Source organism: Bradyrhizobium sp. 17, from assembly GCF_023073515.1.
In the GTDB taxonomy this organism is placed as follows: Bacteria; Pseudomonadota; Alphaproteobacteria; order Rhizobiales; family Xanthobacteraceae; genus Bradyrhizobium; species Bradyrhizobium canariense_D.
Map to the genome: position 1 here is coordinate 298,664 of NZ_JADPJQ010000012.1, position 21,711 is coordinate 320,374.

Below are 21,711 nucleotides of genomic sequence, written 5' to 3' on the forward strand. Positions count from 1 at the left end.
TTCCCCCAACCAAGCCAACCACGAAATTAAAACGGCATGCCCATCAATTTCGACAGGCGCTCGATCGACAAATAGCCGGCGTGATAGGCGACCATGGCGATCCCGTAGATGACCGCCGAGATGATGGTGGTCCAGATCAGCTTGCCCCCCATCCGCGTCAGGATCGGCGCGCCGGGGTCGCTGCCCGGCACTCCGACGCCGTCCTCGTGCTGGCTGCGCACGCCAAACGGCAGCGTCAGGAACAGCGCGACCCACCAGATGACGAAGTAGATCGCGATCGCGGTTGATATCTGGATGGCCATGGCTTCGGCCTATGCCTGCTCGATTTCGACCAGCGCGCCGGAAAAATCCTTCGGGTGCAGGAACAGCACCGGCTTGCCGTGGGCGCCGATCTTCGGCACGCCGTCGCCGAGCACCCTTGCCCCCTCCTTCACCAGCGTGTCGCGCGAGGCGATGATGTCGACCACCTCGTAGCAGACGTGGTGGATGCCGCCGTCGGCGTTGCGGTCCAGGAACTTTGCGATCGGCGAGGCCTCGCCGAGCGGCTCGATGAACTCGATCTTGGTGTTGGGCAGCGTCGCGAACACCGTGGTGACGCCATGCTCGGGCAGCGCGACGGCCTCCGAGATCTGGGCCCCGAATGCGGTGCCATAGATTTTGGCGGCCTTGACGGCGTCCTTGGTCGCGATCGCGACATGGTTGAGCCGGCCCAGCATGTTTCTCTCCCGTTACACTGTCAGCACATGTACCAGACAGGGGGGCTTTTTGCCCCAATGTTCGTTGATCACGGAGCGGACAGCGCGTCGCACCGACTCCGCCAGCGCATCCGGGTCGCGACGGCGCGCCTTCGGCAGGCCCTCGACGGTGGAGACCACGGCGTCGAAGACGAGGTCGTCGAAGGGCTCGCCCGCTTTGTTCTTCTCGGGGATACCGACGAGTTCGACCGCGGGATCGTCGGCAAGCTCGCCCTGCTCCGTCATGGCGATGGCGACAAAGGCGCAGCCGGAGAAGGCCATGCGGCGCCGCTCGCCCACCGCGCGGGACTTGGAGTCCTCCAGAATCGTGCCGTCCTTGTAGAGACGGCCCGCAGGCACTTGCCCAATGATGCCGGGATCGCCGGGGCCGAGCTTGACGAGATCGCCGTTGCGGCAGACCAGCACGCGCGGCACGCCGGCGGCACGCGCGAGCTTGGCGTGCTCATTCAGGTGCAGGGCCTCGCCATGGACGGGGATCAGGAGCTGCGGCCTGGTCCAGGCGATCATGTCGCGCAATTCGTCGCGGCGGGGATGACCGGAGACATGGACCAGCTGGTCGCGGTCGGTGATGACCTCCACGCCCTGCAAGACCAGGCCATTGATGATGGCCCCGACCGCCTTCTCGTTGCCGGGAATGGTGCGCGAGGAGAAGATGACGCTGTCGCCACGGTTGAGCGTGATCTCGGGATGGTCGTCATTGGCGATGCGCGCCAGCGCGGCACGCGGCTCGCCCTGGCTGCCGGTGCAGAGCGCCAGCACCTTGTCCTGCGGCAGATGACCGTAGACCTCGGCGGAGCGGAAACTCTGCACGCCGTCGAGATAGCCGGTCTCGCGCGCGACCTGCACCACGCGTTCCATGGCGCGGCCGACCACGACGACCTCACGGTCGGCGGCCTTCGCAGCGATGGCGACGGCCTTGAGGCGCGCGACATTGGAGGCAAAGGTCGTGACCGCGACGCGGCCCTTGGCGGCCTTGACGAGCTCGGTGATGGAGCTCGCAACCTCGGCTTCCGAGGGTGAGCGGCCGTCGCGCACGGCGTTGGTGGAATCACCGATCAGGGCGAGCAGGCCCGCATCGCCGAGCTCCCGCAGCCGCTTTTCGTCGGTCGGGCGGCCGATGATCGGGGTCGGATCGATCTTCCAGTCGCCGGTGTGCAGCACCGTGCCGACTTCGGTGTGAATCGCGAGCGCATGCGACTCCGGAATCGAATGGGCGACCGGGATGAACTCGACGTTGAACGGGCCGATATCGACGCGCCCGCCTGACGGCACCACCGTCACCGGGATCTTGGGCGCATTGCGCTCGGCGGCGCACTTGGCCTCGAACAGCGCGGCGCTGAACTGCGTCGCGTAGATCGGACATTTCAGCTTCGGCCAAAGGTCGATGATGGCGCCGAAATGATCCTCATGGGCGTGGGTCAGCACCAGCCCCATCAGATTCTTGCGTTCCTTCTCCAGGAAGCTGACGTCGGGCATGATCAGGTCGATGCCCGGCAGATGCTCCTCGTCGCCGAAGGAGACGCCGAGATCGATCGCCAGCCAGGCGCGCTGCTGGCGGTTGCCGAGGCCGTAGATCGACAAATTCATGCCGATCTCGCCGACCCCGCCGAGCGGTGCAAATACCAGTTCTTCCGGCTTCGCCATCACGCAGCTCCCACGGAGGCGGCCGTGCCGAAGAACACCTCGCCCGCGGCGACCGGCACGCGCCGGCCCTCCGCGGTGCGGACGATCAGGCAGCCGGTGTCGTCGATCGTGTCAAAAATGCCGTCCAGCGTCATCACTCCCGTGTGGATCGCGACCCGCTCGCCGAGGCCGGCGGCGCGCTCCAGCCACAATTTGCGAATTTCGGCAAAGCCACGGCCATTGTCCCAGATACCGCGGAATTCCACCCAGGCATCGGAGAGCGCCGAGAACAACTCCTCCGCACTGATCTGGACGCCGAGCGCGGCCAGCGACACCGCAGGCGTCGGCGTACCCTCGGGCGCGGCGACGACGTTGGTGCCGATGCCGACGACGATGGCAAGACGGTCGCCGATGGCTTCGGCCTCCAGGCCGATGCCGACCAGCTTCTTGCCGCCGGCCAGCACGTCGTTCGGCCATTTCAGGGCGTAGCGGGGACGGCCCTCGCCGAGGCGCAGTGCAGCCTCCAGGCTGACCTTCTCCAGGGCGGCCTCCTCGGCCAGCCCGGCCGCAAAGCCGATCGTCGCGGCGACGGAAGGGGCAACGTCCAGGACTTCGAGGACGCTGGCTGCAAGGTTGCCCTTTGGTGCGATCCAAGGGCGCTGGCGGCGGCCGCGGCCGGCGGTCTGCTCCGACGTCACGAACCACATCGGGCCGCGTTCGCCGCGCCTCGCGTGCTCGATCGCCTCGGTATTGGTCGAGCCGGTCCGTTCGAAAGCTGCGAGCTTGTAGCCCGCCGACGCCGCACGAGGACCGAGCGCGAATGCCATCCTAGAACAGCGACTTGGCGGCGGCGGAGGCGACGCTCACCACCGGGCCCGCGAACAGGGCGAACAGAATGTTGAACAGGCCCGCGACCGCCAGCACCGTCTTGACTTCGACGCGCACCGGATCGACCTGCCCGGCCGGCTCGTCGAAATACATCGTCTTGACGATGCTGAGATAGTAGTAGGCGCCGACCACGCTGGAGAGCACGCCGATCACGGCGAGCGTGAACAGGTTCGCCTTGATGGCGGCGACGAAGACGTACCATTTGGCGAAGAAGCCGGCGAGCGGCGGGATGCCGGCGAGCGAGAACAGCAGCATCGCGAACATGAAGGCGAGCAGCGGATTGGTCCGAGAGAGACCTGCGAAATCGCTGATCTGCTCCACCGGCTGGCCGTTCCGCTTCATCGCCAGGATGATGGCGAAGGAGCCCAGCGTCATCGCGACATAGATCACGATGTACATCAAGACGCCCTGCGCGCCCTCGACCGTGCCTGCGGCAAGTCCGACCAGGGCAAAGCCCATATGGCCGATCGAGGAATAGGCCATCAGGCGCTTGATGTTGCTCTGGCCGATCGCGGCGAACGAGCCCAGCGCCATCGAGGCGATCGACACGAACACCAGGATCTGCTGCCACTGCGAGACGATGCCCGGGAATGCGGTCAGCGTGACGCGGGTGAAGACCGCGAGCGCGGCCACTTTCGGGGCCGAGGCGAAGAAGGCTGTCACAGGCGTCGGTGCGCCCTCGTAGACGTCGGGTGTCCACATGTGGAACGGCACCGCCGAGACCTTGAAGCAGAGGCCGGCGAGCAGGAACACCAGGCCGAACAACAGGCCGACATTCGAGATCGTCGCGGCCGCCGCGATGCCGGTGAAGGCCACCGTGCCCGTGAAGCCGTAGATCAGCGAGGAGCCGTAGAGCAGCATGCCCGAGGACAGCGCGCCGAGCACGAAGTACTTCAGGCCGGCTTCGGTCGACTTGGCGTTGTCGCGGTTCGAGGCCGCGACAACGTAGAGCGCCAGCGACATCAATTCGAGGCCGAGATAAAGCGAGATCAGATCGCCGGCCGAGATCAGCACCATCATGCCGAGCGTCGAGAGCAGCACCAGGATCGCATATTCGAAGATGCGGCGCGACGGATCCGACAGGAACTCGGTCGACAGCACCAGCGTCACCGCCGAGCCGATCAGGGCCAGGATCTTCATGAAGCGGGCAAAATCATCGACGATGAAGCTGCCGCCGAAGGTCACGTGCTTGCCCGCGGGCAGCATGTATTCGAGCACGCCGACAACGATCAGGAGCAGCACCGCAAGCGTCGTGACCGTCTTGGTGGTCTCCTGCCCGCGATAGGCGCCGAGCATCAGGAGTGCCATCGCCCCGACCGCGAGCACGAGCTCGGGCAGCACCGGCGCCAGTTGATAACCTGCAGTCTCAAAGCTCATGGCGATATCCTGACCTGCCCGCTCACTGGAGCAGTGCGGCGGCCTTCACGGCCGTCACAGCGGTGTTGTAATTGTTGACGAGTTGCTGGACCGAGGCCGCCGACATGTCGAGCACCGGCTTCGGATAGATGCCGAACAGGATCGTCAGCGCGATCAGCGGGAACAGCGTCAAGCCCTCCCGGAAGGTGAGATCCTTCATGCTCGCCAGCGACGGCTTGACCAGCGCCCCGAACACGACCTTGCGGTAGAGCCACAGCGCGTAGCAGGCCGACAGGATCACGCCGAAGGTGGCGAAGAACGCGGTCGGGATCGAGACCTTGAAGGTACCGAGCAGCGTCATGAACTCGCCGACGAAGCCAGAGGTGCCGGGCAGGCCGACATTGGCCATGGTGAAGACCATGAAGGTCAGCGCGTAGAGCGGCATCCGGTTGACGAGGCCGCCATAGGCCGCGATCTCACGGGTGTGCATGCGGTCGTAGACGATGCCGACGCAGAGGAACAGCGCGCCGGAGACGATGCCGTGCGAGATCATCTGGAACACGCCGCCGGCGACACCCTGCATGGTACCGGCGAAAATGCCCATGGTGACGAAGCCCATATGCGCCACCGAGGAGTACGCAATCAGCTTCTTCATGTCCTCCTGCATCAGCGCCACCAACGAGGTGTAGATGATGGCGATGGCCGAAAGCGTGAAGACCAGCGGCGCGAAGTCGTGCGAAGCCAGCGGGAACATCGGCAGCGAGAAGCGCAGGAAGCCGTAGCCGCCCATCTTCAGAAGGATCGCGGCCAGGACCACCGAGCCTGCGGTCGGCGCCTCGACGTGGGCGTCGGGGAGCCAGGTGTGCACCGGCCACATCGGCATCTTCACCGCGAACGAGGCGAAGAAGGCGAGCCACGCCCAGGTCTGCAGCGAGCGCGGCACGGCGGTGTGCATCAGGGTCGGGATGTCGGTGGTGCCGCCGTTCCAGTACAGCGCCATGATCGCGAGCAGCATCAGCACCGAGCCGAGCAGCGTGTAGAGGAAGAACTTGAAAGATGCATAGACCCGGCGCGGACCGCCCCAGACGCCGATGATCAGGAACATCGGGATCAGGCCGCCTTCGAAGAACAGGTAGAACAGCACGAGATCGAGCGCCGAGAAGGTGCCGATCATCAGCGTTTCCAGGATCAGGAACGCCATCATGTATTCGCGGACGCGGTTGGTAATCGCCTTCCAGCTCGCGATGATGCAAAACGGCATGATGGCGGTGGTCAGGATCACCAGCGGCAACGAGATGCCGTCCACGCCCATGTGGTAGGTGATGCCGGTGGCAAGCCAGTTCGCCTTCTCGACGAACTGGAAGTCGGCGCTCGACGCATCGAACCGCATGACCAGGATCACCGACACAGCGAAGGTGATCAGCGTGGTCCACAGCGCGATCCAGCGCGAGTTGCGCCGGGCCGCCTCGTCGTCGCCACGGCTGAGATAGACGATCAGCGCGCCGACCAGCGGCAGGAACGTCGTGACGGATAGAATTGGCCAGGTCGTCATTTACTGGCCTCCAAAGCCGAACATGAACCAGGTGATCAGGCCGGCGGCACCGATCAGCATGGCGAACGCGTAGTGGTAGAGATAGCCGGTCTGGATTTTCACGACGTTGCGGGTGACGTCCAGCACGCGGGCTGAGACGCCATCGGGGCCGAGACCGTCGATGATGAAGCCGTCACCCTTCTTCCAGAGCTGATAGCCAATCCACTTCGCCGGACGGACGAAGATGATGTCGTAGAGCTCGTCGAAGTACCATTTGTTGAGCAGGAACTTGTACAGCATTGGCTGCGTGTTCGCGAGCTCGACCGGCAGATAAGGCCGGCGGATGTAGAACAGGTATGACACCAGGAAGCCCAGCACCATCATCACCGTCGGCAGGAAGGCGATGGTCTCGGGAATGTGGTGCATCTCCTCGATGATATGCGGGTTCATCTTCACGGACTCGCGGAAGAACTCCTCGATGCCGTGACCGGCGAACAGCTCCTTGAACGGGAAGCCGGCCAGGATAGAGCCGACCGCAAGCACACCGATCGGGATCAGCATCCAGATCGGCGCTTCATGTGCGGCCTCGTAGTGGTGCTCGTCATGCGGCTCGCCGTGGAAGGTCTTGAAGATGAGGCGCCACGAGTAGAACGAGGTCAGGCCGGCCGCGACGACCGTCATCAGGAAGCCGTACATCGCGAACGGATTGTGCGAGGCGTAGGCGGACTCGATGATCGCGTCCTTGGAGAAATAGCCCGCGGTCAGCGGGAATCCCGTGAGCGCGAGCGTGCCGACCACCATCACCGCGTAGGTGTAGGGGATCTTGCGCCAGAGGCCGCCCATGTTGCGGATGTCCTGCTCGTGATGCATCGCATAGATCACCGAGCCGGAGCCCAAGAACAACAGCGCCTTGAAGAAGGCGTGCGTGAACAAATGGAACATGCCTACCGAATAGGCCCCTGCTCCCATCGCCACGAACATGTAGCCGAGCTGCGAACAGGTCGAGTAAGCGACGATGCGCTTGATGTCGTTCTGGACCAGGCCAATGGTCGCCGCGAAGAACGCCGTAGTGGCGCCGAAGAACATCACGACGGCCTGCGCGTTCGGCGCGAGTTCGAACAGCGGCGACAGGCGCGCCACCATGAAGACGCCGGCGGTGACCATGGTCGCGGCGTGGATCAGCGCCGACACCGGGGTCGGGCCTTCCATCGCGTCCGGCAGCCAGGTGTGCAGCAGGAACTGCGCCGATTTGCCCATCGCGCCCATGAACAGCAGCAGGCAGGTCAGGGTCAGCGCGTCGGCGTGCCAGCCGAGGAAGTCGATGGTCTTGCCGGTCAACCCGGGCGCAGCGTGGAAGATGGTCTCGAAATCGGTCGAGCCGGCCAGCAGGAAGATCGCGAAGATGCCGAGCGCGAAGCCGAAATCGCCGACACGGTTGACCACGAAGGCCTTGATGGCGGCGGCGTTCGCCGACGGTTTCTGGTACCAGAAACCGATCAGGAGGTAGCTTGCCAGACCCACGCCTTCCCAGCCGAAGAACAGCTGCACGAGGTTGTCGGCGGTCACCAGCATCAGCATGGCGAAGGTGAACAGCGAGAGATAGCCGAAGAAGCGCGGCCGGTTCGGATCCTCGTCCATGTAGCCGATGGAATAGAGGTGCACCAGCGAGGACACGGTGGTCACGACCACCAGCATCACGGCGGTGAGCGTGTCGACCCGCAGCGTCCAGTAGACCTGGAGATCGCCGGAGAGGATCCACGGCAGCAGCGGAATGCGCATGTCGTGGTGCATGAAGCCGACATCGACCAGCGTCATCCAGGACAGCGCCGCCGACACGAACAGCAACGCCGTGGTGATCAGCTCGGCAGCGCGCGAGCCCGCCGCGGGCGGCTCGGAGACGTGGTGGTCGTCGTGGCCATCTCCGGGTTCGTGATGAGTCTCGTGGACGACCGACGCATCCTCGTTGATCGTGTCCGACGCATGGGCGTGCGCGCCATGACCGTGATCATCGTGATGCTCGACCGTGTCGCCCGAGGGGTTGCGGGCATGCGCGCCGAACAGCGCGATCAGGCCAGCCAGAATGGCGCCCAGCAGAGGCAGGAAGACGATTGCCTGGACCATGATTTACTCTTTCCGCATGATCTGGTCGGAAAACCGGTGTCCACTTTTCCGGATCATGCGATCAGCCCTTCATCAGATTGACGTCCTCAACCGCGATCGAGCCGCGGTTGCGGAAATAGACCACCAGGATGGCGAGACCGATCGCGGCTTCAGCGGCCGCGACGGTGAGCACCAGGAGCGCGAAGACCTGCCCGACGATGTCGCCGAGGAAGGTCGAGAACGCCACGAGGTTGACGTTGACCGCGAGCAGGATCAGCTCGATCGACATCAGGATGACGATGATGTTCTTGCGGTTCAGGAAGATGCCGAGGATCCCGAGCGTGAACAGGATCGCGCCGACCGCAAGATAGTGTCCGAGCCCGATCGTCATTTCACCCACTCCGCCGCGTCAGAGTCCTGGAGCCCCTGCCCCGGCGCCACCTTGCGTATCGCCATCGCTATTTCGGGCGTGCGCGCGTTCTGAATGTTGATGTCCTGCCGCTTGACGCTCGCCTTGTGCCGCAGCGTCAGCACGATGGCGCCGATCATCGCGACCAGCAGCACCATGCCCGAGAGCTGGAAGTAGTGGATGTACTTGGTATAGAGCACCAGGCCGAGCGCCTCGGTATTGGAGACGTTGGTCGGGATCGCCGCCGTGATCGTCTTGGCGACGCCGGGGTTGATGACCCAGAAGCCGACCGTGAGCAGCAGCTCGAACAGGAAGATGCCGCCGATCACGAGGCCGACCGGCAGGTATTCGATGAAGCCCTCGCGCAGCTCGAGGAAGTCGACGTCGAGCATCATGATCACGAACAGGAACAGGACCGCGACCGCACCGACATAGACGACGATCAGGATCATCGCGAGGAATTCGGCGCCCATCAACACGAACAGACCGGAGGCGTTGACGAAGGCCAGGATCAGGTACAGCACCGAGTGCACGGGATTGCGCGAGACAATCACCATCACCGCCGAGGCGACACAGACGCCGGCGAACAGATAGAAGAACAGCGCGGGAAGGATCATGCTCTCATCTCACCGGTACGGCGCGTCGAGTTCGATCGCTTTCGCGATCTCGCGTTCCCAGCGGTCGCCATTGGCGAGCAGCTTGGCCTTGTCATAGAACAGTTCCTCGCGGGTCTCGGTCGCGAACTCGAAGTTCGGACCTTCGACGATGGCATCGACCGGACAGGCTTCCTGGCAGAGGCCGCAATAGATGCACTTCACCATGTCGATGTCGTAGCGCACGGTGCGGCGGGTGCCGTCGTTGCGGCGCGGGCCGGCTTCGATGGTGATGGCCTGCGCCGGGCAGACCGCTTCGCACAGCTTGCAGGCGATGCATCGCTCTTCGCCGTTCGGATAGCGGCGCAGCGCATGCTCGCCGCGGAAGCGCGGCGAGATCGGGCCCTTCTCGAAGGGATAGTTCAGCGTCGGCTTCGGCTGGAAGAAATAGCGCATGGCGAGGAAGAACGCCGAGACGAATTCCGACAGCAGGAGCGAGCGTGCAGTGGCGTTGATGTTGATACCCATGACGGCCCTCACTTCGGCGCGATGTCGGCGAAGTGCAGCACACCGGCCACCACGATCACCATCGCTAGCGACAACGGCAGGAACACTTTCCAGCCGAGGCGCATCAGTTGATCGTAGCGGTAGCGCGGCACGATCGCCTTGGCCATCGCGAACAGGAAGAACATGAAGAACAGTTTCAGCGAGAACCAGATGATCCCCGGCACCCAGTTGAAGGGCGGCAGGTCCACCGGCGGCAGCCAGCCTCCGAGGAACAGGATCGTTGCCATCGCGCACATCGTGGCAATCGCGACATACTCGCCGAGCATGAACAGAAGATACGGCGTCGAGCCGTACTCGACCATGAAGCCGGCGACGAGCTCGGATTCTGCTTCGACGAGGTCGAACGGCGGGCGGTTGGTTTCAGCCAGCGCCGAGACGTAGAAGATCACGAACATCGGGAACAGCGGCCAGACGTACCAGTTCAGGATGGTGAGCTGCGGCAGCCCGATCAGGCTGGCGAGGCCGCGGACATGCTGCGCCTCGACCACGGCCGAGAGGTTCAGCGTGCCGGCGCAGAGCAGCACCGTGATGATGACGAAGCCGATCGAGACCTCGTAGGACACCATCTGCGCCGCCGAGCGCAGCGCCGCGAGGAACGGATATTTCGAGTTCGACGACCAGCCGGCCATGATGATGCCGTAGATCGACAGCGACGAGATCGCGAAGATGAAGAGAACGCCGACGTTGATGTCGGAGATCACCCAGCCGAGATTGGTAGGGATCACCGCCCAGGCCGCGAGCGCGAGCACGCACGAGACCAAGGGAGCAAGAAGAAACACGCCCTTGTTGGCGCCGGACGGGATGATCGGCTCCTTCAGCACGAACTTCAGGAGGTCGGCGAAGGATTGCAGCAGGCCCCAGGGACCAACCACATTCGGGCCGCGGCGGATCTGCACCGCCGCCCAGATCTTGCGGTCGGCGAGCAGGATGTAGGCGATCGCCACCAGCAGAACGACCAGCACCAGGACGCTCTGCGCGATCATGATGATCAGCGGCCAGAGGAACCCGGTCCAGAATGCGCTTTCGAAGAATTCCATCGGCTCACTCCGCTGCGGTCAGCATCTGCCCGGAGGCAAGCCGCGAACATTCCGCCATCACGGCGGACGCACGCGCGATTGGGTTGGTCAAATAGAAGTCCTCGACAAGCGGCTTGAACGGGGCCTTCTCCGTCGAGCCGCCCTTCCCCGCGAGCTTCCTGATCTGGTCGGCCGAGCCGGGCTCGATCTGGTCGAGACGGATCAGATGCGGCACTGCCTTGAAGATCGCCTGGCGCAGGGCCGAAAGCGAGTCATAGCCGAGCTTCTTGCCGAGCGCCTCCGACAGCGCGCGGATAATCGCCCAGTCCTCGCGGGCCTCGCCCGGCGGGAATGCGGCCCGTCCGGTCATTTGCACGCGGCCTTCGGTGTTGACGTAGATCGCGGACTTCTCGGTATAGGCGGCGGCCGGCAGGATCACGTCGGCGCGATGGGCGCCGCGGTCGCCGTGGGTGCCGATATAGACGACGAAGGTGCCGTCCGACGGCTTGATCTCGTCGGCGCCGAGCAGAAACAGCAGATCGAGCGTCCCGAACGTCGTCATCTGCGCCGCATTCAGCCCGCCCTGACCGGCGACAAAGCCGATATCGAGCGCGCCGACGCGCGAGGCGCTCTCGTGCAGCACGCCAAAGCCGTTCCAGCCGTCCTTGAGCGCGCCGACGTCGAGCGCGAGCTTGGCCGCGGCTGCGAGAATGGCGGCGCCGTCGTGGCGCGAGGCGGCGCCCGCGCCGACCAGGATGATGGGGTTCTCGGCGTTCTTCAGCACGTCCATGAAGGAGTGCTTGCCGGCCGCGAGCTCACCGAGCGTGTCGGTGCCCGCGCCGAGGTGATCATAGTCGTAAGTGAGGTCGGGCTTGGCGCCGATCACGCCGACCTTGAAGCCGCCGGCGCGCCAGCGCTTGCGGATGCGGGCGTTGAACACGGCCGCCTCTTTCCGCGGATTGGCGCCGATGATGAGCAGCGCATCGGCCTGCTCGACGCCGGCGAGCGTCGGATTGAAGATGTAGGAGCCGCGGCCGAGCGCGGGATCGAAGGCGTCGCCGCCCTGCACCGCCAGATTGGCCGAGCCGTATTGGGCCAGCAAGTCCTTCAGCGCGAACATCTCTTCGACGCCGGCGAGGTCGCCCGCGATCGCGCCGATGCGCTTGCCGTCGGTGCGGGCCGCTTTCGCGGCGATCGCGGCAAAGGCCTCGGGCCAGCTCGCCGCGCGCAGCTTGCCGGCTTCGCGGATATAGGGCCGGTCGAGGCGCTGGGTGCGCAGGCCGTCGACGACGTGACGGGTCTTGTCGGAGATCCACTCCTCGTTCACGGCCTCGTTGATGCGCGGCAGGATACGCATCACTTCGCGGCCGCGGGTGTCGACGCGGATCGCGGATCCCACGCCGTCCATCACGTCGATCGACTGGGTCTTGCCGAGCTCCCACGGGCGCGCGGCGAAAGCATAGGGCTTCGAGGTCAGCGCGCCGACCGGGCAGATGTCGACGAGATTGCCTTGCAATTCCGAGGTCAGCGCGTGCTCGAGATAGGTCGTGATCTCCATGTCCTCGCCGCGGCCGGTCGCACCCATTTCGGGGGCGCCGGCCACTTCCGCCGAGAAGCGGACGCAGCGGGTGCACTGGATGCAGCGGTTCATCGAGGTCTTGACCAGCGCGCCGAGATATTTGTCCTCGACCGCGCGCTTGTTCTCGGCGAAGCGGCTGGTGTCGACACCGTAGCCCATCGCCTGGTCCTGGAGGTCGCACTCGCCGCCCTGATCGCAGATCGGGCAATCCAGCGGATGGTTGATCAGAAGGAATTCCATCACGCCTTCGCGCGCCTTCTTCACCATCGGCGAACGGGTGGAGATTTCCGGCGGCTCGCCCTTGGGGCCTGGACGGCAATCGCGCACGCCCCAGGCGCAGCTCGCGACCGGCTTCGGGCCGCCCTTCACCTCGACGAGGCACATCCGGCAATTGCCGGCGATCGACAGCCGCTCATGATAGCAGAAGCGCGGAATCTCGGCGCCGGCCGCTTCGCACGCCTGGAGCAGCGTGTATTCGGCGGGGACATCGATCTCTTTACCGTCGATGATGAGCTTGGTCATTCTCTCTACTCCGCCGCGACCATGTTCACGGGATCGCGGACGCCGATATCGTCGATGTCGGACTTGTGCGAATATTGGTCGATGCGCGCTTCGATCTCGTGACGGAAATGCGCTATCAGGCCCTGGATCGGCCACGCCGCCGCGTCGCCAAGCGCGCAGATGGTGTGGCCTTCGACCTGCTTGGTGACTTCCAGCAGCATGTCGATCTCGCGCTTGTGGGCGCGGCCTTCGGCCATGCGGGTCAAGACGCGCCACATCCAGCCGGTGCCTTCGCGGCACGGCGTGCACTGGCCGCAGCTCTCATGCTTGTAGAAATAGGAGATGCGGGCGATGGCGCGGATCAAATCGGTTGACTTGTCCATCACGATCACGGCCGCGGTGCCGAGACCCGAGCGCAGCTTGCTCAAGCTGTCGAAATCCATCGGCGTGTCGATGATCTGCTCGGCCGGCACCATGCGCACGGAGGAGCCGCCGGGGATCACGGCCTTGAGGTTGTCCCAACCACCGCGGATGCCGCCGCAATGCTTCTCGATCAGGTCACGGAACGGAATGCCCATGGCCTCTTCGACGTTGCAGGGCCGCTCGACATGGCCGGAGATGCAGAACAGCTTGGTGCCGACATTGTTCGGACGACCGATGCCGGCGAACCATGCCGCGCCACGGCGCAGGATGTCCGGCGCAACCGCGATCGACTCGACATTGTTGACGGTGGTCGGGCAGCCGTACAGGCCGACATTGGCCGGGAACGGCGGCTTCAGGCGCGGCTGGCCCTTCTTGCCTTCGAGGCTCTCGAGCAGCGCGGTTTCCTCGCCGCAGATATAGGCGCCGGCGCCGTGGGCGACGTAGATGTCGAACGGCCAGCCGTTGACGTTATCCTTGCCGACCAGCTTGGCCTCATAGGCCTGGTCGATCGCCGCCTGGAGATGCTCGCGCTCGCGGATGAACTCGCCGCGGACATAGATGTAGCAGGCATGCGCGTTCATCGCGCAGCTCGCGATCAGGCAGCCCTCGATCAGGAGATGCGGATCGTGCCGCATGATCTCGCGATCCTTGCAGGTCCCGGGCTCGGATTCGTCGGCGTTGACGACGAGATAGCTCGGCCGGCCGTCGGTCGATTCCTTGGGCATGAACGACCATTTCAGGCCGGTCGGGAAGCCGGCGCCACCGCGGCCGCGCAGCCCCGACGCCTTCATCTCGTTGATGATCCAGTCACGGCCCTTGTCGATGATGTTCTTCGTACCATCCCAGGCGCCGCGGCGCCGCGCGCCCTCGAGGCCCCAATCGTGGAGGCCGTAGAGGTTCTTGAAGATGCGGTCCTTGTCCTCGAGCATGTCAGTGCTTTCCGATCAACGGTTGGCTTGCTTGTAGGCAAGCCCGGCGGCGCAGACGGCGAAGGTCAGCGCCCAGAGCAGACTGGATTCCAGCGACGCGTTCAGGGCGAAGCGCTGAAGCAGGAAAATGAAGGTGGCCGCCACGGCGGAATGCATTGCGACGAAGCCCCACTTCTTCACAACACTGCTCCCTTCAACTGGCGGTAAGAGATCACGCATCAGGTGATTTCCTTCAGCGTGGTCGGCCCACCGGTCGGCGCCGAGAACTGGCGGCCGTTCTGCGGACCGGGCTTGGGCGGATTGCCCGAGGCAAAGCCATCGAGCACCTTGCCGAAGCTTTCCTTCGTCAGATCCTCATATGTGTCCTTGCCGATCAGCACCATCGGCGCATTCACGCAGGCACCGAGGCACTCCACCTCTTCCCAGCTGAAATTGCCGTCCTTGGAGAGATGGAAGGGCTCGTGATGAATGCGGTGCTCGCAGACGTGGATCAGATCCTCAGCGCCGCGCAGGCGACACGGCGTGGTGCCGCAGACCTGGACGTGGGCCTTCTTGCCGACCGGGCCCAGCTGGAACATCGTGTAGAAGGTCGCGACCTCGAGCACGCGGATATAGGGCATGTCGAGCATGTCGGCGATGACGCGGATCGCGGCTTCCGAGACCCAGCCGTCGTGCTGCTCCTGCGCCCGCCAGAGGATGGCGATGACGGCCGAAGCCTGGCGTCCGGCCGGATATTTCGCGATCTGCTGCTTGGCGAACGCGAGGTTTTCCTCCGTGAACGCAAAGCTCGCGGGCTGGACTTCCTTCGGTGCTAATCGGCGAACGGACATCTCTTCAATCTCTCACTGCACGCGGCGCGCTGTTTTCGCATTCAGGGCATTGATCCTGTCCTGCCAGAATGCGCTTGCGGTGCCGAAAACATTGTAGCCGACGTGGGTGGAGACCTTGATGCGGTCGAGGATCGACAGCTCGGTCACCGTTTCCATACGTCGGGTGCTGGGATCGTAGACGATCAGCTTCAGCGGGGTGTGTTCGAGGATGTAGCGCGAGACCGCGTGCGAACGGTCGCTGCCGTGCTCCTCGCACATGATGACGCTGTCGGCCTGGAGCAGCCGGGCGCCGCCCTTGATCGCCTCGATCTCGACGCCCTCGACGTCGAGCTTGATCAGGTACTTGCCGGTGCCTGCGATCTTGCCGTCGTCGATCAGATTATCCAGCGCAATGACCGGCACATCCTCGCCGCCCGCCGACGCATCGCCGGCGATGCTGAAGGCCTCGTGCTTGGTGCCTGACAGACGCGCGGTGCCACGGGCCGCGCCGATCGCGCATTTCATGGTCTCGAAGCGGCTGGCGTTAATGCGGGCGTTGTTGTCAAGCTTCGGATAGTTCTGCCCCGACGGCTCGATCGCGATCGCCTTGTGCGAGCCGAACGGCTTGCTCGACACCAGCACCGACCAATAGCCGTAATTCGCGCCGCAATCGAGCAGCGTGTAGTCGACGTCGATGGAATCGGCGAACAACAGCTCCAGCTCGTCCTCGTAATTGTAGGAGCGGTTGAGCAGCTTGCTCCAATAGCCGTCGCCGTAGGGAAATTCGAACACGGCGTCGGGGTTGAGCTTGATCGCGATATTGCGCTCGGGCAGCGTCTTGCGCAGCAGATTGGCGCAGGCGATGTAGCCCATATGCGAGAAGTGCGACGAGATCTTCGATCCCGTCACCAGCGCCAAGGCAGCCGTCCGCTCCCACAGGTTGGCCCCTTCAAGGGCCCCCGAGGCACGGTCAAACTGGATCGGCGCCTGCGCCATCACCGATCGACCTCTCCGAACACGATGTCGAGCGAGCCGAGGATCGCCGAGACGTCGGCGAGCAGATGACCGCGGCAGATGTGGTCCATCGCCTGCAGATGCGCAAAGCCGGGCGCGCGGATCTTGCACTTGTAGGGCTTGTTGGTGCCGTCCGAGATCAGAAAGACGCCGAACTCGCCCTTCGGCGCCTCGACCGCGGCGTAGACCTCGCCGGCGGGCACGTGGACGCCTTCGGTGTAGAGCTTGAAGTGGTGGATCAGCGCTTCCATCGAGCGCTTCATCTCGCCACGGCGCGGCGGCGCGACCTTGTTGTCCTCGACGACGACGGGACCCTTCCCGTCGGCCGCGTTCAGCTTCTGGATGCACTGCTTCATGATGCGCACGGACTGGCGCATCTCTTCCATGCGGATCAGATAGCGGTCATAGCAGTCGCCGTTCTTGCCGATCGGGATATCGAAATCCATCTCGGCGTAGCATTCATAGGGCTGCGACTTGCGCAGATCCCACGCCGCGCCCGAGCCGCGCACCATCACGCCCGAGAAGCCCCACTCCCAAGCTTCCTTCAGCGACACGACGCCGATGTCGACGTTGCGCTGCTTGAAGATGCGGTTGGCGGTGAGCAGCCGGTCGAGATCTTCGACCACTTTCAGGAACGGATCGCACCAGGCGTCGATGTCGTCGACTAGCTTCTGCGGCAGGTCCTGATGCACGCCGCCGACGCGGAAGTAGGCTGCGTGCATGCGACTGCCGGAGGCGCGCTCGTAGAACACCATCAGCTTTTCGCGCTCTTCGAAACCCCACAGCGGCGGGGTCAGTGCGCCGACGTCCATCGCCTGCGTGGTGACGTTGAGCAGATGCGACAGGATGCGACCGATCTCGCAATAGAGCACGCGGATTAGCTGCGCGCGGCGCGGCACCTCGATGCCGAGCAGCTTTTCTGCAGCCATGCAGAAGGCGTGCTCCTGGTTCATCGGCGCGACGTAGTCGAGGCGGTCGAAATAAGGGATCGCCTGCAGATAGGTCTTCTGCTCGATCAGCTTTTCGGTGCCGCGGTGAAGCAGGCCGATATGCGGGTCGACGCGGGCGACGACTTCGCCGTCAAGCTCCAGCACCAGGCGCAGCACGCCGTGCGCCGCCGGATGCTGCGGACCGAAGTTGATGGTGAAGTTGCGAAGGACTTCGGGTTGCTCGTTCATGATCAGACCTTCGGCCCTGCTTTTTCATCCCCTGGAAGGACCGGATAGTCGGCGCCCTCCCACGGGGACAAAAAGTCGAACTTGCGGAATTCCTGGTTGAGCCTGACCGGCTCGTACACCACCCGCTTCTCCTGGTCGTCGTAGCGGACCTCGAGGAAGCCGGTGGTCGGGAAGTCCTTGCGCAGCGGATGACCCTCGAAGCCGTAATCGGTCAGGAGGCGGCGCATGTCGGGATGACCGACGAAGATCACGCCATAGAGGTCATAGGCCTCGCGCTCGAACCAGTCGGCGCCGGGAAACACCTCGATCAGCGAGGGCACCTGCGTGGTCTCGTTGGCCTGCGCCTTGAGCCGGATCCGCGCGTTCAGGGTCGGTGACAGGAAGTGATAGATCACGTCGAAGCGTTTTTCGCGCGACGGATAATCCGCGGCCGTGATGTCGGTGAAGTTGATGAAGCGGCAGTTCGGGTCATCGCGGAGGTACTTGACCACCTCGACGATTTTGCTGACCTCGACATCCACCGTGAGTTGGTTGAAGGCCACCGAATGACCGATGGCGGCGCCCGGAAGCGCGCTAACGATCGTCTGCCCCAGGGCGTCGAGCTTGGCGTCGTCCATGACGTAAAACCTTAGCGTTCGATTGTGCCGGTGCGGCGGATCTTCTTCTGCAGCAGCAGCACGCCGTAGAGCAGCGCTTCCGCCGTGGGCGGGCAGCCCGGCACATAGATGTCGATCGGCACGATGCGGTCACAACCGCGCACGACCGAGTAGGAATAGTGATAATAGCCGCCGCCGTTGGCGCAGGAGCCCATCGAGATGACGTAGCGCGGCTCGGGCATCTGGTCGTAGACCTTGCGCAACGCAGGCGCCATCTTGTTGGTCAGGGTCCCCGCGACGATCATCACGTCCGACTGACGCGGTGAAGCGCGCGGCGCGAAGCCGAAGCGCTCGACGTCGTAGCGCGGCATCGAGACCTGCATCATCTCGACCGCGCAGCAGGCGAGACCGAAGGTCATCCACATCAGCGAGCCGGTGCGCGCCCAGGTGATGAGGTCGTCGGTCGCGGCCACGAAGAAGCCCTTGTCGGACAGTTCCGAATTGACCTCGAGGAAGAACGGATCATTGGCCCCGACCGGCTTGCCGGTCGACGGGTCCAGGATGCCCTTGGGGGCCGGCGCGAGAACCGGACCGGCGGACGACGTAGGGGTCAATCCCATTCCAGTGCGCCTTTCTTCCATTCATAGGCGAACCCGACCGTCAGCACGGCGAGGAACACCACCATGGACCAGAAGCCGGTCGCGCCAAGCTTGCCGAACGCCACCGCCCAGGGAAACAGGAACGCCACCTCGAGGTCGAAGATGATGAAGAGGATGGCGACGAGATAGAAGCGGACGTCGAACTTCATGCGGGCGTCGTCGAAGGCGTTGAAACCGCACTCATACGCCGACAGCTTTTCCGGGTCCGGCTGCTGGAACGCCACGATGAACGGCGCGATCAGCAGCACCAGGCCAATGAGGCCCGCTACCCCTATGAAGACGACGAGTGGAAGATAGTTCTGCAGAATGCCGCTCATTGACGAGCCCTTTTTCCCGCAGCCTCGGGACAGCCACGGATTCGTCCAGTTTGGAATTGTTCTGAGCCTTAGCGCAGTGCACCAATGGGCGCAAGACACGCTCTTTTTAGGCCCTTTGTCGCCCTCAGAACGGTGGAAATCCCGGAATCACCCCGCGGCTGGTATGGAGCAGATCGACAGCCCCAGCAAGGGCGCCCCGATCAGTCCACACGCGCTGGGCCGTGACGTCCGTGGTTGGGAAGGCTCACTTTATCTAGGCCGCGACGCTGCAAAGTCCAGATTATAACGAGGCCAAGCGTGCCCATTATCGGGCGAGCGATCCGGGAGCCATGCATCACGATCGGACCTGGGCTCGTCTGGCGAATGTGTCGGGCAGGAGGCGCCCACTTCGCCGCAGCGGAAAATGGGTGGCGAGCGCGGCGGCGACATGGCTGGGTCGTCGCGCGCCGCACTCGCATGAGCTTCGGGCCGGGGGGCATGGCCCGCGAGCTCATCGATCTCGTGGTGGAAGCCGGCGACGGGCCGGTCAGGCTCTCACGATGGCCTTCCCTCGCCTGTTCTCGTCATTTGCCTCACCATTTGTAGGAGACGCTGGCGGTGACGCGCCGGCGGTCGCCGTAGAAGCAGGATGACGCCGCCGCGCAGCTCGCGACGTAGATCTTGTCGGTCAGGTTGATCACGTTCAGCGCGGTGCGCCAGTTCTGCCATTCATAGTGGAACGCGAGATCGCCGAGCACGACCGCGGGAACCTCGAGGGTATTGGCGGTATCCGCCCACGACGAACCGATATAGCGGAGACCGCCGCCGAAGCCGAACCCCGCGAGTGGCCCGTCCTTGAAGGTGTAGTCCGCCCAGCCGGACACCAGGAGCTCAGGCGTGTTGGTCGGGGTCTTGCCGACCAAAGACGGGTCCAGATCCCTGCTGTTGAACAAATGGTAGGCCGTGAACGAGCCGATCAGCTTCAGCTCACGCGTGGCGTTCGCCACCGCTTCGAGCTCGATGCCGCGCGAGGTCACCTCGCCGGTCTGGTTCTGCAAGGTCGTGACGACAGGATCGGTCGTTGCCACATGCTGACGTTTCAAGTCGAACACCGAAGCGGTGAAGTAGCCGTCAAATCCCCGCGGCGCGACCTTCACGCCGATTTCCGTCTGCTGGCCGGTCTCCGGCAGGAACAGCTGGTTTTGCGCGTTGAGGCCGATGATCGGATTGTAGCTCGTGGCGTAGGACACATAGGGCGCGATGCCGTTGTCGAAATTGTAGATCAGCCCGGCGCGCCCGCTGAACCTGCTGTCGTCGCGGCTGACAAGCGTGGCGCCGGTATCACGGGCAGCCTGCGTCGTCTCGACCCAATCGTTGCGGCCGCTCAGCACCAGCGTGAAGTTGCCGAGCTTCATCTGGTCCTGAAGATAGGTGCCGGCCTGCTTCTGCGTGATCTGGAAGTTGCGGAACGGTGCGCCCGTCAACGGAATGTCAAACCCGTAGGCGGGATTGAAGACGTTGATCGAAGGGACGGTGCCGAAGTTGAAAGCCTGATAATCGTCGATCTGGTAGCCCTTCAAATCGACCCCGAACAGCATCGTATGCCGCACAGCGCCGGTGTTGAAGCGGTACTCCAGCTGATTGTCGAGATTGGCCTGGTTGGCGGTGTTCTTCGCATACCAATTATAGCGACCGAGACTGGCCGTGTTGATGTCAGCCCAATTATTGCCGACATAGCCGCGATAGGTCACATCGACATGGGCAAAGCGCGCATTCTGCCGGAACGTCAAATCGTCGGTGAGATTGCGCTCGAACTGATAGCCAAGCATCTCCTGCTCGCGCGTGAACTTATCGACGCTGGGATCGCCAGCGAAAAAGCTGGTCGGGATCTTGCCGAACCGAGCGTTGGTCACCGTGCCCTCATAGGGCAGGAAGTTGATGCCACGGGTTTCCTGCCGGGAAGCTGAAGCCAGTACCGTGAACCTCGTGTCGGCGTCCGGCTTCCAGGTCACCGACGGCGCGATGAAGTAGTTGTTGTCCGGCGTGAAATTGACCTGCGTGGGGCCGTTCTGGACCTGACCGACGACGCGGTAGAACAGCTTGCCGTTCTCGTGGCTCGTTGCGACCGGACCGGCAACATCGAAGCCGACATAGGCGTTGCCGAAATTGTTGACGCCGGTCTCGATGAAACGGACGGGCTCCGCCGGCGGCATCTTGCTGATGACGTTGACGATGCCGCTCGGGCTCGATCCGCCATAGAGCACGGCCGATGGACCGCGCAGCACCTCGACGCGCTCCATGTTGGGCGTCTGGAGCTTCCAGCTCGCATAGGAGGTGTAGAACAGCTGCATGCCGTCGAGAAACAGTCCGACGTCGTCGGACTTAAAGCCGCGGATCAGCCACCAGTCGTTGCGCGTGTCCGCGCCGAAGGTCCCGGCGCGGACTCCACCAGTATAGCGCAGGACCTCGTCGAGCTTGTTCGCCTTCTGGTCGCGAATCTGCTCCGCGCCGATCACCGACACCGCCTGCGGCGTCTCCATGATCGGCGTGTTGGTCTTGGTGCCGGACGAGCTGCGGCCGGCGACGTAGCCGTGCACCGGGCCGAGCGGGGTCTCGACGAAACCGACATTGCGCGGCGGCTGCGGCCTGTTTCGGTTGGCGGTCTGCTGGGACGATCGCGGCGCACGGCGCTGCACGGAGATGGCTCGTCGGCGCGCTTCCGGCGCGGTGACGGTCACCGACGGAATGTTCTGCGCGCCAATCTGCGCAGGAGATTGTGCAAGCGATGCCTGCGGCAGCAAAACCCAAGCGGATGCGGTCGCCAACATGGCCGACCGCAGCATTCCAAGACTGTTCACGCGCAACCCCAAAACTGCGTGTTCTGATGGC

At 64.0% G+C, this 21,711-nt stretch carries 21 protein-coding genes; all 21 read right to left on the reverse strand.

Going from position 1 to position 21,711, the window contains the following annotated elements; all coding sequences use genetic code 11:
* Positions 1 to 26: 26 nt before the first annotated feature.
* Positions 27 to 302, reverse strand: coding sequence for a DUF1467 family protein (locus tag IVB13_RS02645; RefSeq protein ID WP_018455077.1), 276 nt, complete (start codon positions 300 to 302; stop codon positions 27 to 29).
* A 9-nt stretch (positions 303 to 311) separates the two neighbouring features.
* Positions 312 to 716 (reverse strand): methylmalonyl-CoA epimerase, encoded by a 405-nt coding sequence (gene mce, locus IVB13_RS02650; RefSeq protein ID WP_018455078.1) that lies wholly within the window; start codon positions 714 to 716, stop codon positions 312 to 314.
* Positions 717 to 728: 12 nt separating this feature from the next.
* Entirely contained in the window at positions 729 to 2,399 is a 1,671-nt protein-coding gene (locus IVB13_RS02655) for a ribonuclease J (protein WP_018455079.1), read from the reverse strand.
* Positions 2,399 to 3,205, reverse strand: coding sequence for a biotin--[acetyl-CoA-carboxylase] ligase (locus IVB13_RS02660; RefSeq protein ID WP_085394843.1), 807 nt, complete (start codon positions 3,203 to 3,205; stop codon positions 2,399 to 2,401). Before IVB13_RS02660 ends, IVB13_RS02655 begins: the two co-directional genes overlap by 1 nt.
* Position 3,206: 1 nt before the next feature.
* Positions 3,207 to 4,643: an NADH-quinone oxidoreductase subunit NuoN gene (gene nuoN / locus IVB13_RS02665; protein ID WP_018455081.1), complete on the reverse strand. Its 1,437-nt coding sequence runs from the start codon at positions 4,641 to 4,643 to the stop codon at positions 3,207 to 3,209.
* Positions 4,644 to 4,665: 22 nt separating this feature from the next.
* Positions 4,666 to 6,174, reverse strand: a complete 1,509-nt coding sequence (locus tag IVB13_RS02670) for an NADH-quinone oxidoreductase subunit M (protein WP_018455082.1) — start codon at positions 6,172 to 6,174, stop codon at positions 4,666 to 4,668.
* Entirely contained in the window at positions 6,175 to 8,274 is a 2,100-nt protein-coding gene (gene nuoL / locus IVB13_RS02675; RefSeq protein WP_247298475.1) for an NADH-quinone oxidoreductase subunit L, read from the reverse strand. It abuts the gene before it with no gap.
* 61 nt (positions 8,275 to 8,335) lie between these two features.
* Complete coding sequence (gene nuoK, locus IVB13_RS02680) at positions 8,336 to 8,644, reverse strand: NADH-quinone oxidoreductase subunit NuoK (protein ID WP_007603558.1); 309 nt, start codon at positions 8,642 to 8,644, stop codon at positions 8,336 to 8,338.
* A complete protein-coding gene (locus IVB13_RS02685) occupies positions 8,641 to 9,279 on the reverse strand; it encodes an NADH-quinone oxidoreductase subunit J (RefSeq protein WP_018455084.1) in 639 nt (212 codons plus the stop codon). Before IVB13_RS02685 ends, nuoK begins: the two co-directional genes overlap by 4 nt.
* Positions 9,280 to 9,288: 9 nt before the next feature.
* A complete protein-coding gene (gene nuoI / locus IVB13_RS02690; protein ID WP_026232873.1) occupies positions 9,289 to 9,777 on the reverse strand; it encodes an NADH-quinone oxidoreductase subunit NuoI in 489 nt (162 codons plus the stop codon).
* A 14-nt stretch (positions 9,778 to 9,791) separates the two neighbouring features.
* Positions 9,792 to 10,859, reverse strand: coding sequence for an NADH-quinone oxidoreductase subunit NuoH (gene nuoH, locus IVB13_RS02695; RefSeq protein WP_018455085.1), 1,068 nt, complete (start codon positions 10,857 to 10,859; stop codon positions 9,792 to 9,794).
* A 4-nt stretch (positions 10,860 to 10,863) separates the two neighbouring features.
* Positions 10,864 to 12,939, reverse strand: a complete 2,076-nt coding sequence (gene nuoG, locus IVB13_RS02700; protein ID WP_247487585.1) for an NADH-quinone oxidoreductase subunit NuoG — start codon at positions 12,937 to 12,939, stop codon at positions 10,864 to 10,866.
* Positions 12,940 to 12,944: 5 nt separating this feature from the next.
* A complete protein-coding gene (nuoF, locus tag IVB13_RS02705; RefSeq protein ID WP_247487588.1) occupies positions 12,945 to 14,270 on the reverse strand; it encodes an NADH-quinone oxidoreductase subunit NuoF in 1,326 nt (441 codons plus the stop codon).
* 15 nt (positions 14,271 to 14,285) lie between these two features.
* Positions 14,286 to 14,489 carry a hypothetical protein gene (locus IVB13_RS02710; protein ID WP_204511346.1) on the reverse strand — a complete coding sequence of 68 codons (204 nt, stop codon included), beginning with the start codon at positions 14,487 to 14,489 and terminating at the stop codon, positions 14,286 to 14,288.
* Positions 14,489 to 15,100, reverse strand: coding sequence for an NADH-quinone oxidoreductase subunit NuoE (nuoE, locus tag IVB13_RS02715; protein ID WP_247487589.1), 612 nt, complete (start codon positions 15,098 to 15,100; stop codon positions 14,489 to 14,491). The genes IVB13_RS02710 and nuoE overlap by 1 nt, the downstream gene beginning before the upstream one ends.
* 12 nt (positions 15,101 to 15,112) lie before the next feature.
* Positions 15,113 to 16,075 (reverse strand): FkbM family methyltransferase, encoded by a 963-nt coding sequence (locus tag IVB13_RS02720; protein ID WP_085384779.1) that lies wholly within the window; start codon positions 16,073 to 16,075, stop codon positions 15,113 to 15,115.
* Positions 16,075 to 17,271, reverse strand: coding sequence for an NADH-quinone oxidoreductase subunit D (locus tag IVB13_RS02725; protein ID WP_018455091.1), 1,197 nt, complete (start codon positions 17,269 to 17,271; stop codon positions 16,075 to 16,077). Before IVB13_RS02725 ends, IVB13_RS02720 begins: the two co-directional genes overlap by 1 nt.
* 2 nt (positions 17,272 to 17,273) lie before the next feature.
* Positions 17,274 to 17,888, reverse strand: a complete 615-nt coding sequence (locus tag IVB13_RS02730) for an NADH-quinone oxidoreductase subunit C (RefSeq protein WP_247298469.1) — start codon at positions 17,886 to 17,888, stop codon at positions 17,274 to 17,276.
* 11 nt (positions 17,889 to 17,899) lie between these two features.
* Positions 17,900 to 18,481, reverse strand: a complete 582-nt coding sequence (locus IVB13_RS02735; RefSeq protein WP_026232875.1) for an NADH-quinone oxidoreductase subunit B — start codon at positions 18,479 to 18,481, stop codon at positions 17,900 to 17,902.
* Positions 18,478 to 18,843 carry an NADH-quinone oxidoreductase subunit A gene (locus IVB13_RS02740; protein WP_008136158.1) on the reverse strand — a complete coding sequence of 122 codons (366 nt, stop codon included), beginning with the start codon at positions 18,841 to 18,843 and terminating at the stop codon, positions 18,478 to 18,480. The genes IVB13_RS02735 and IVB13_RS02740 overlap by 4 nt, the downstream gene beginning before the upstream one ends.
* Before the next feature lie 572 nt (positions 18,844 to 19,415).
* Positions 19,416 to 21,665 carry a TonB-dependent siderophore receptor gene (locus IVB13_RS02745; protein ID WP_247397174.1) on the reverse strand — a complete coding sequence of 750 codons (2,250 nt, stop codon included), beginning with the start codon at positions 21,663 to 21,665 and terminating at the stop codon, positions 19,416 to 19,418.
* Positions 21,666 to 21,711: the final 46 nt, after the last annotated feature.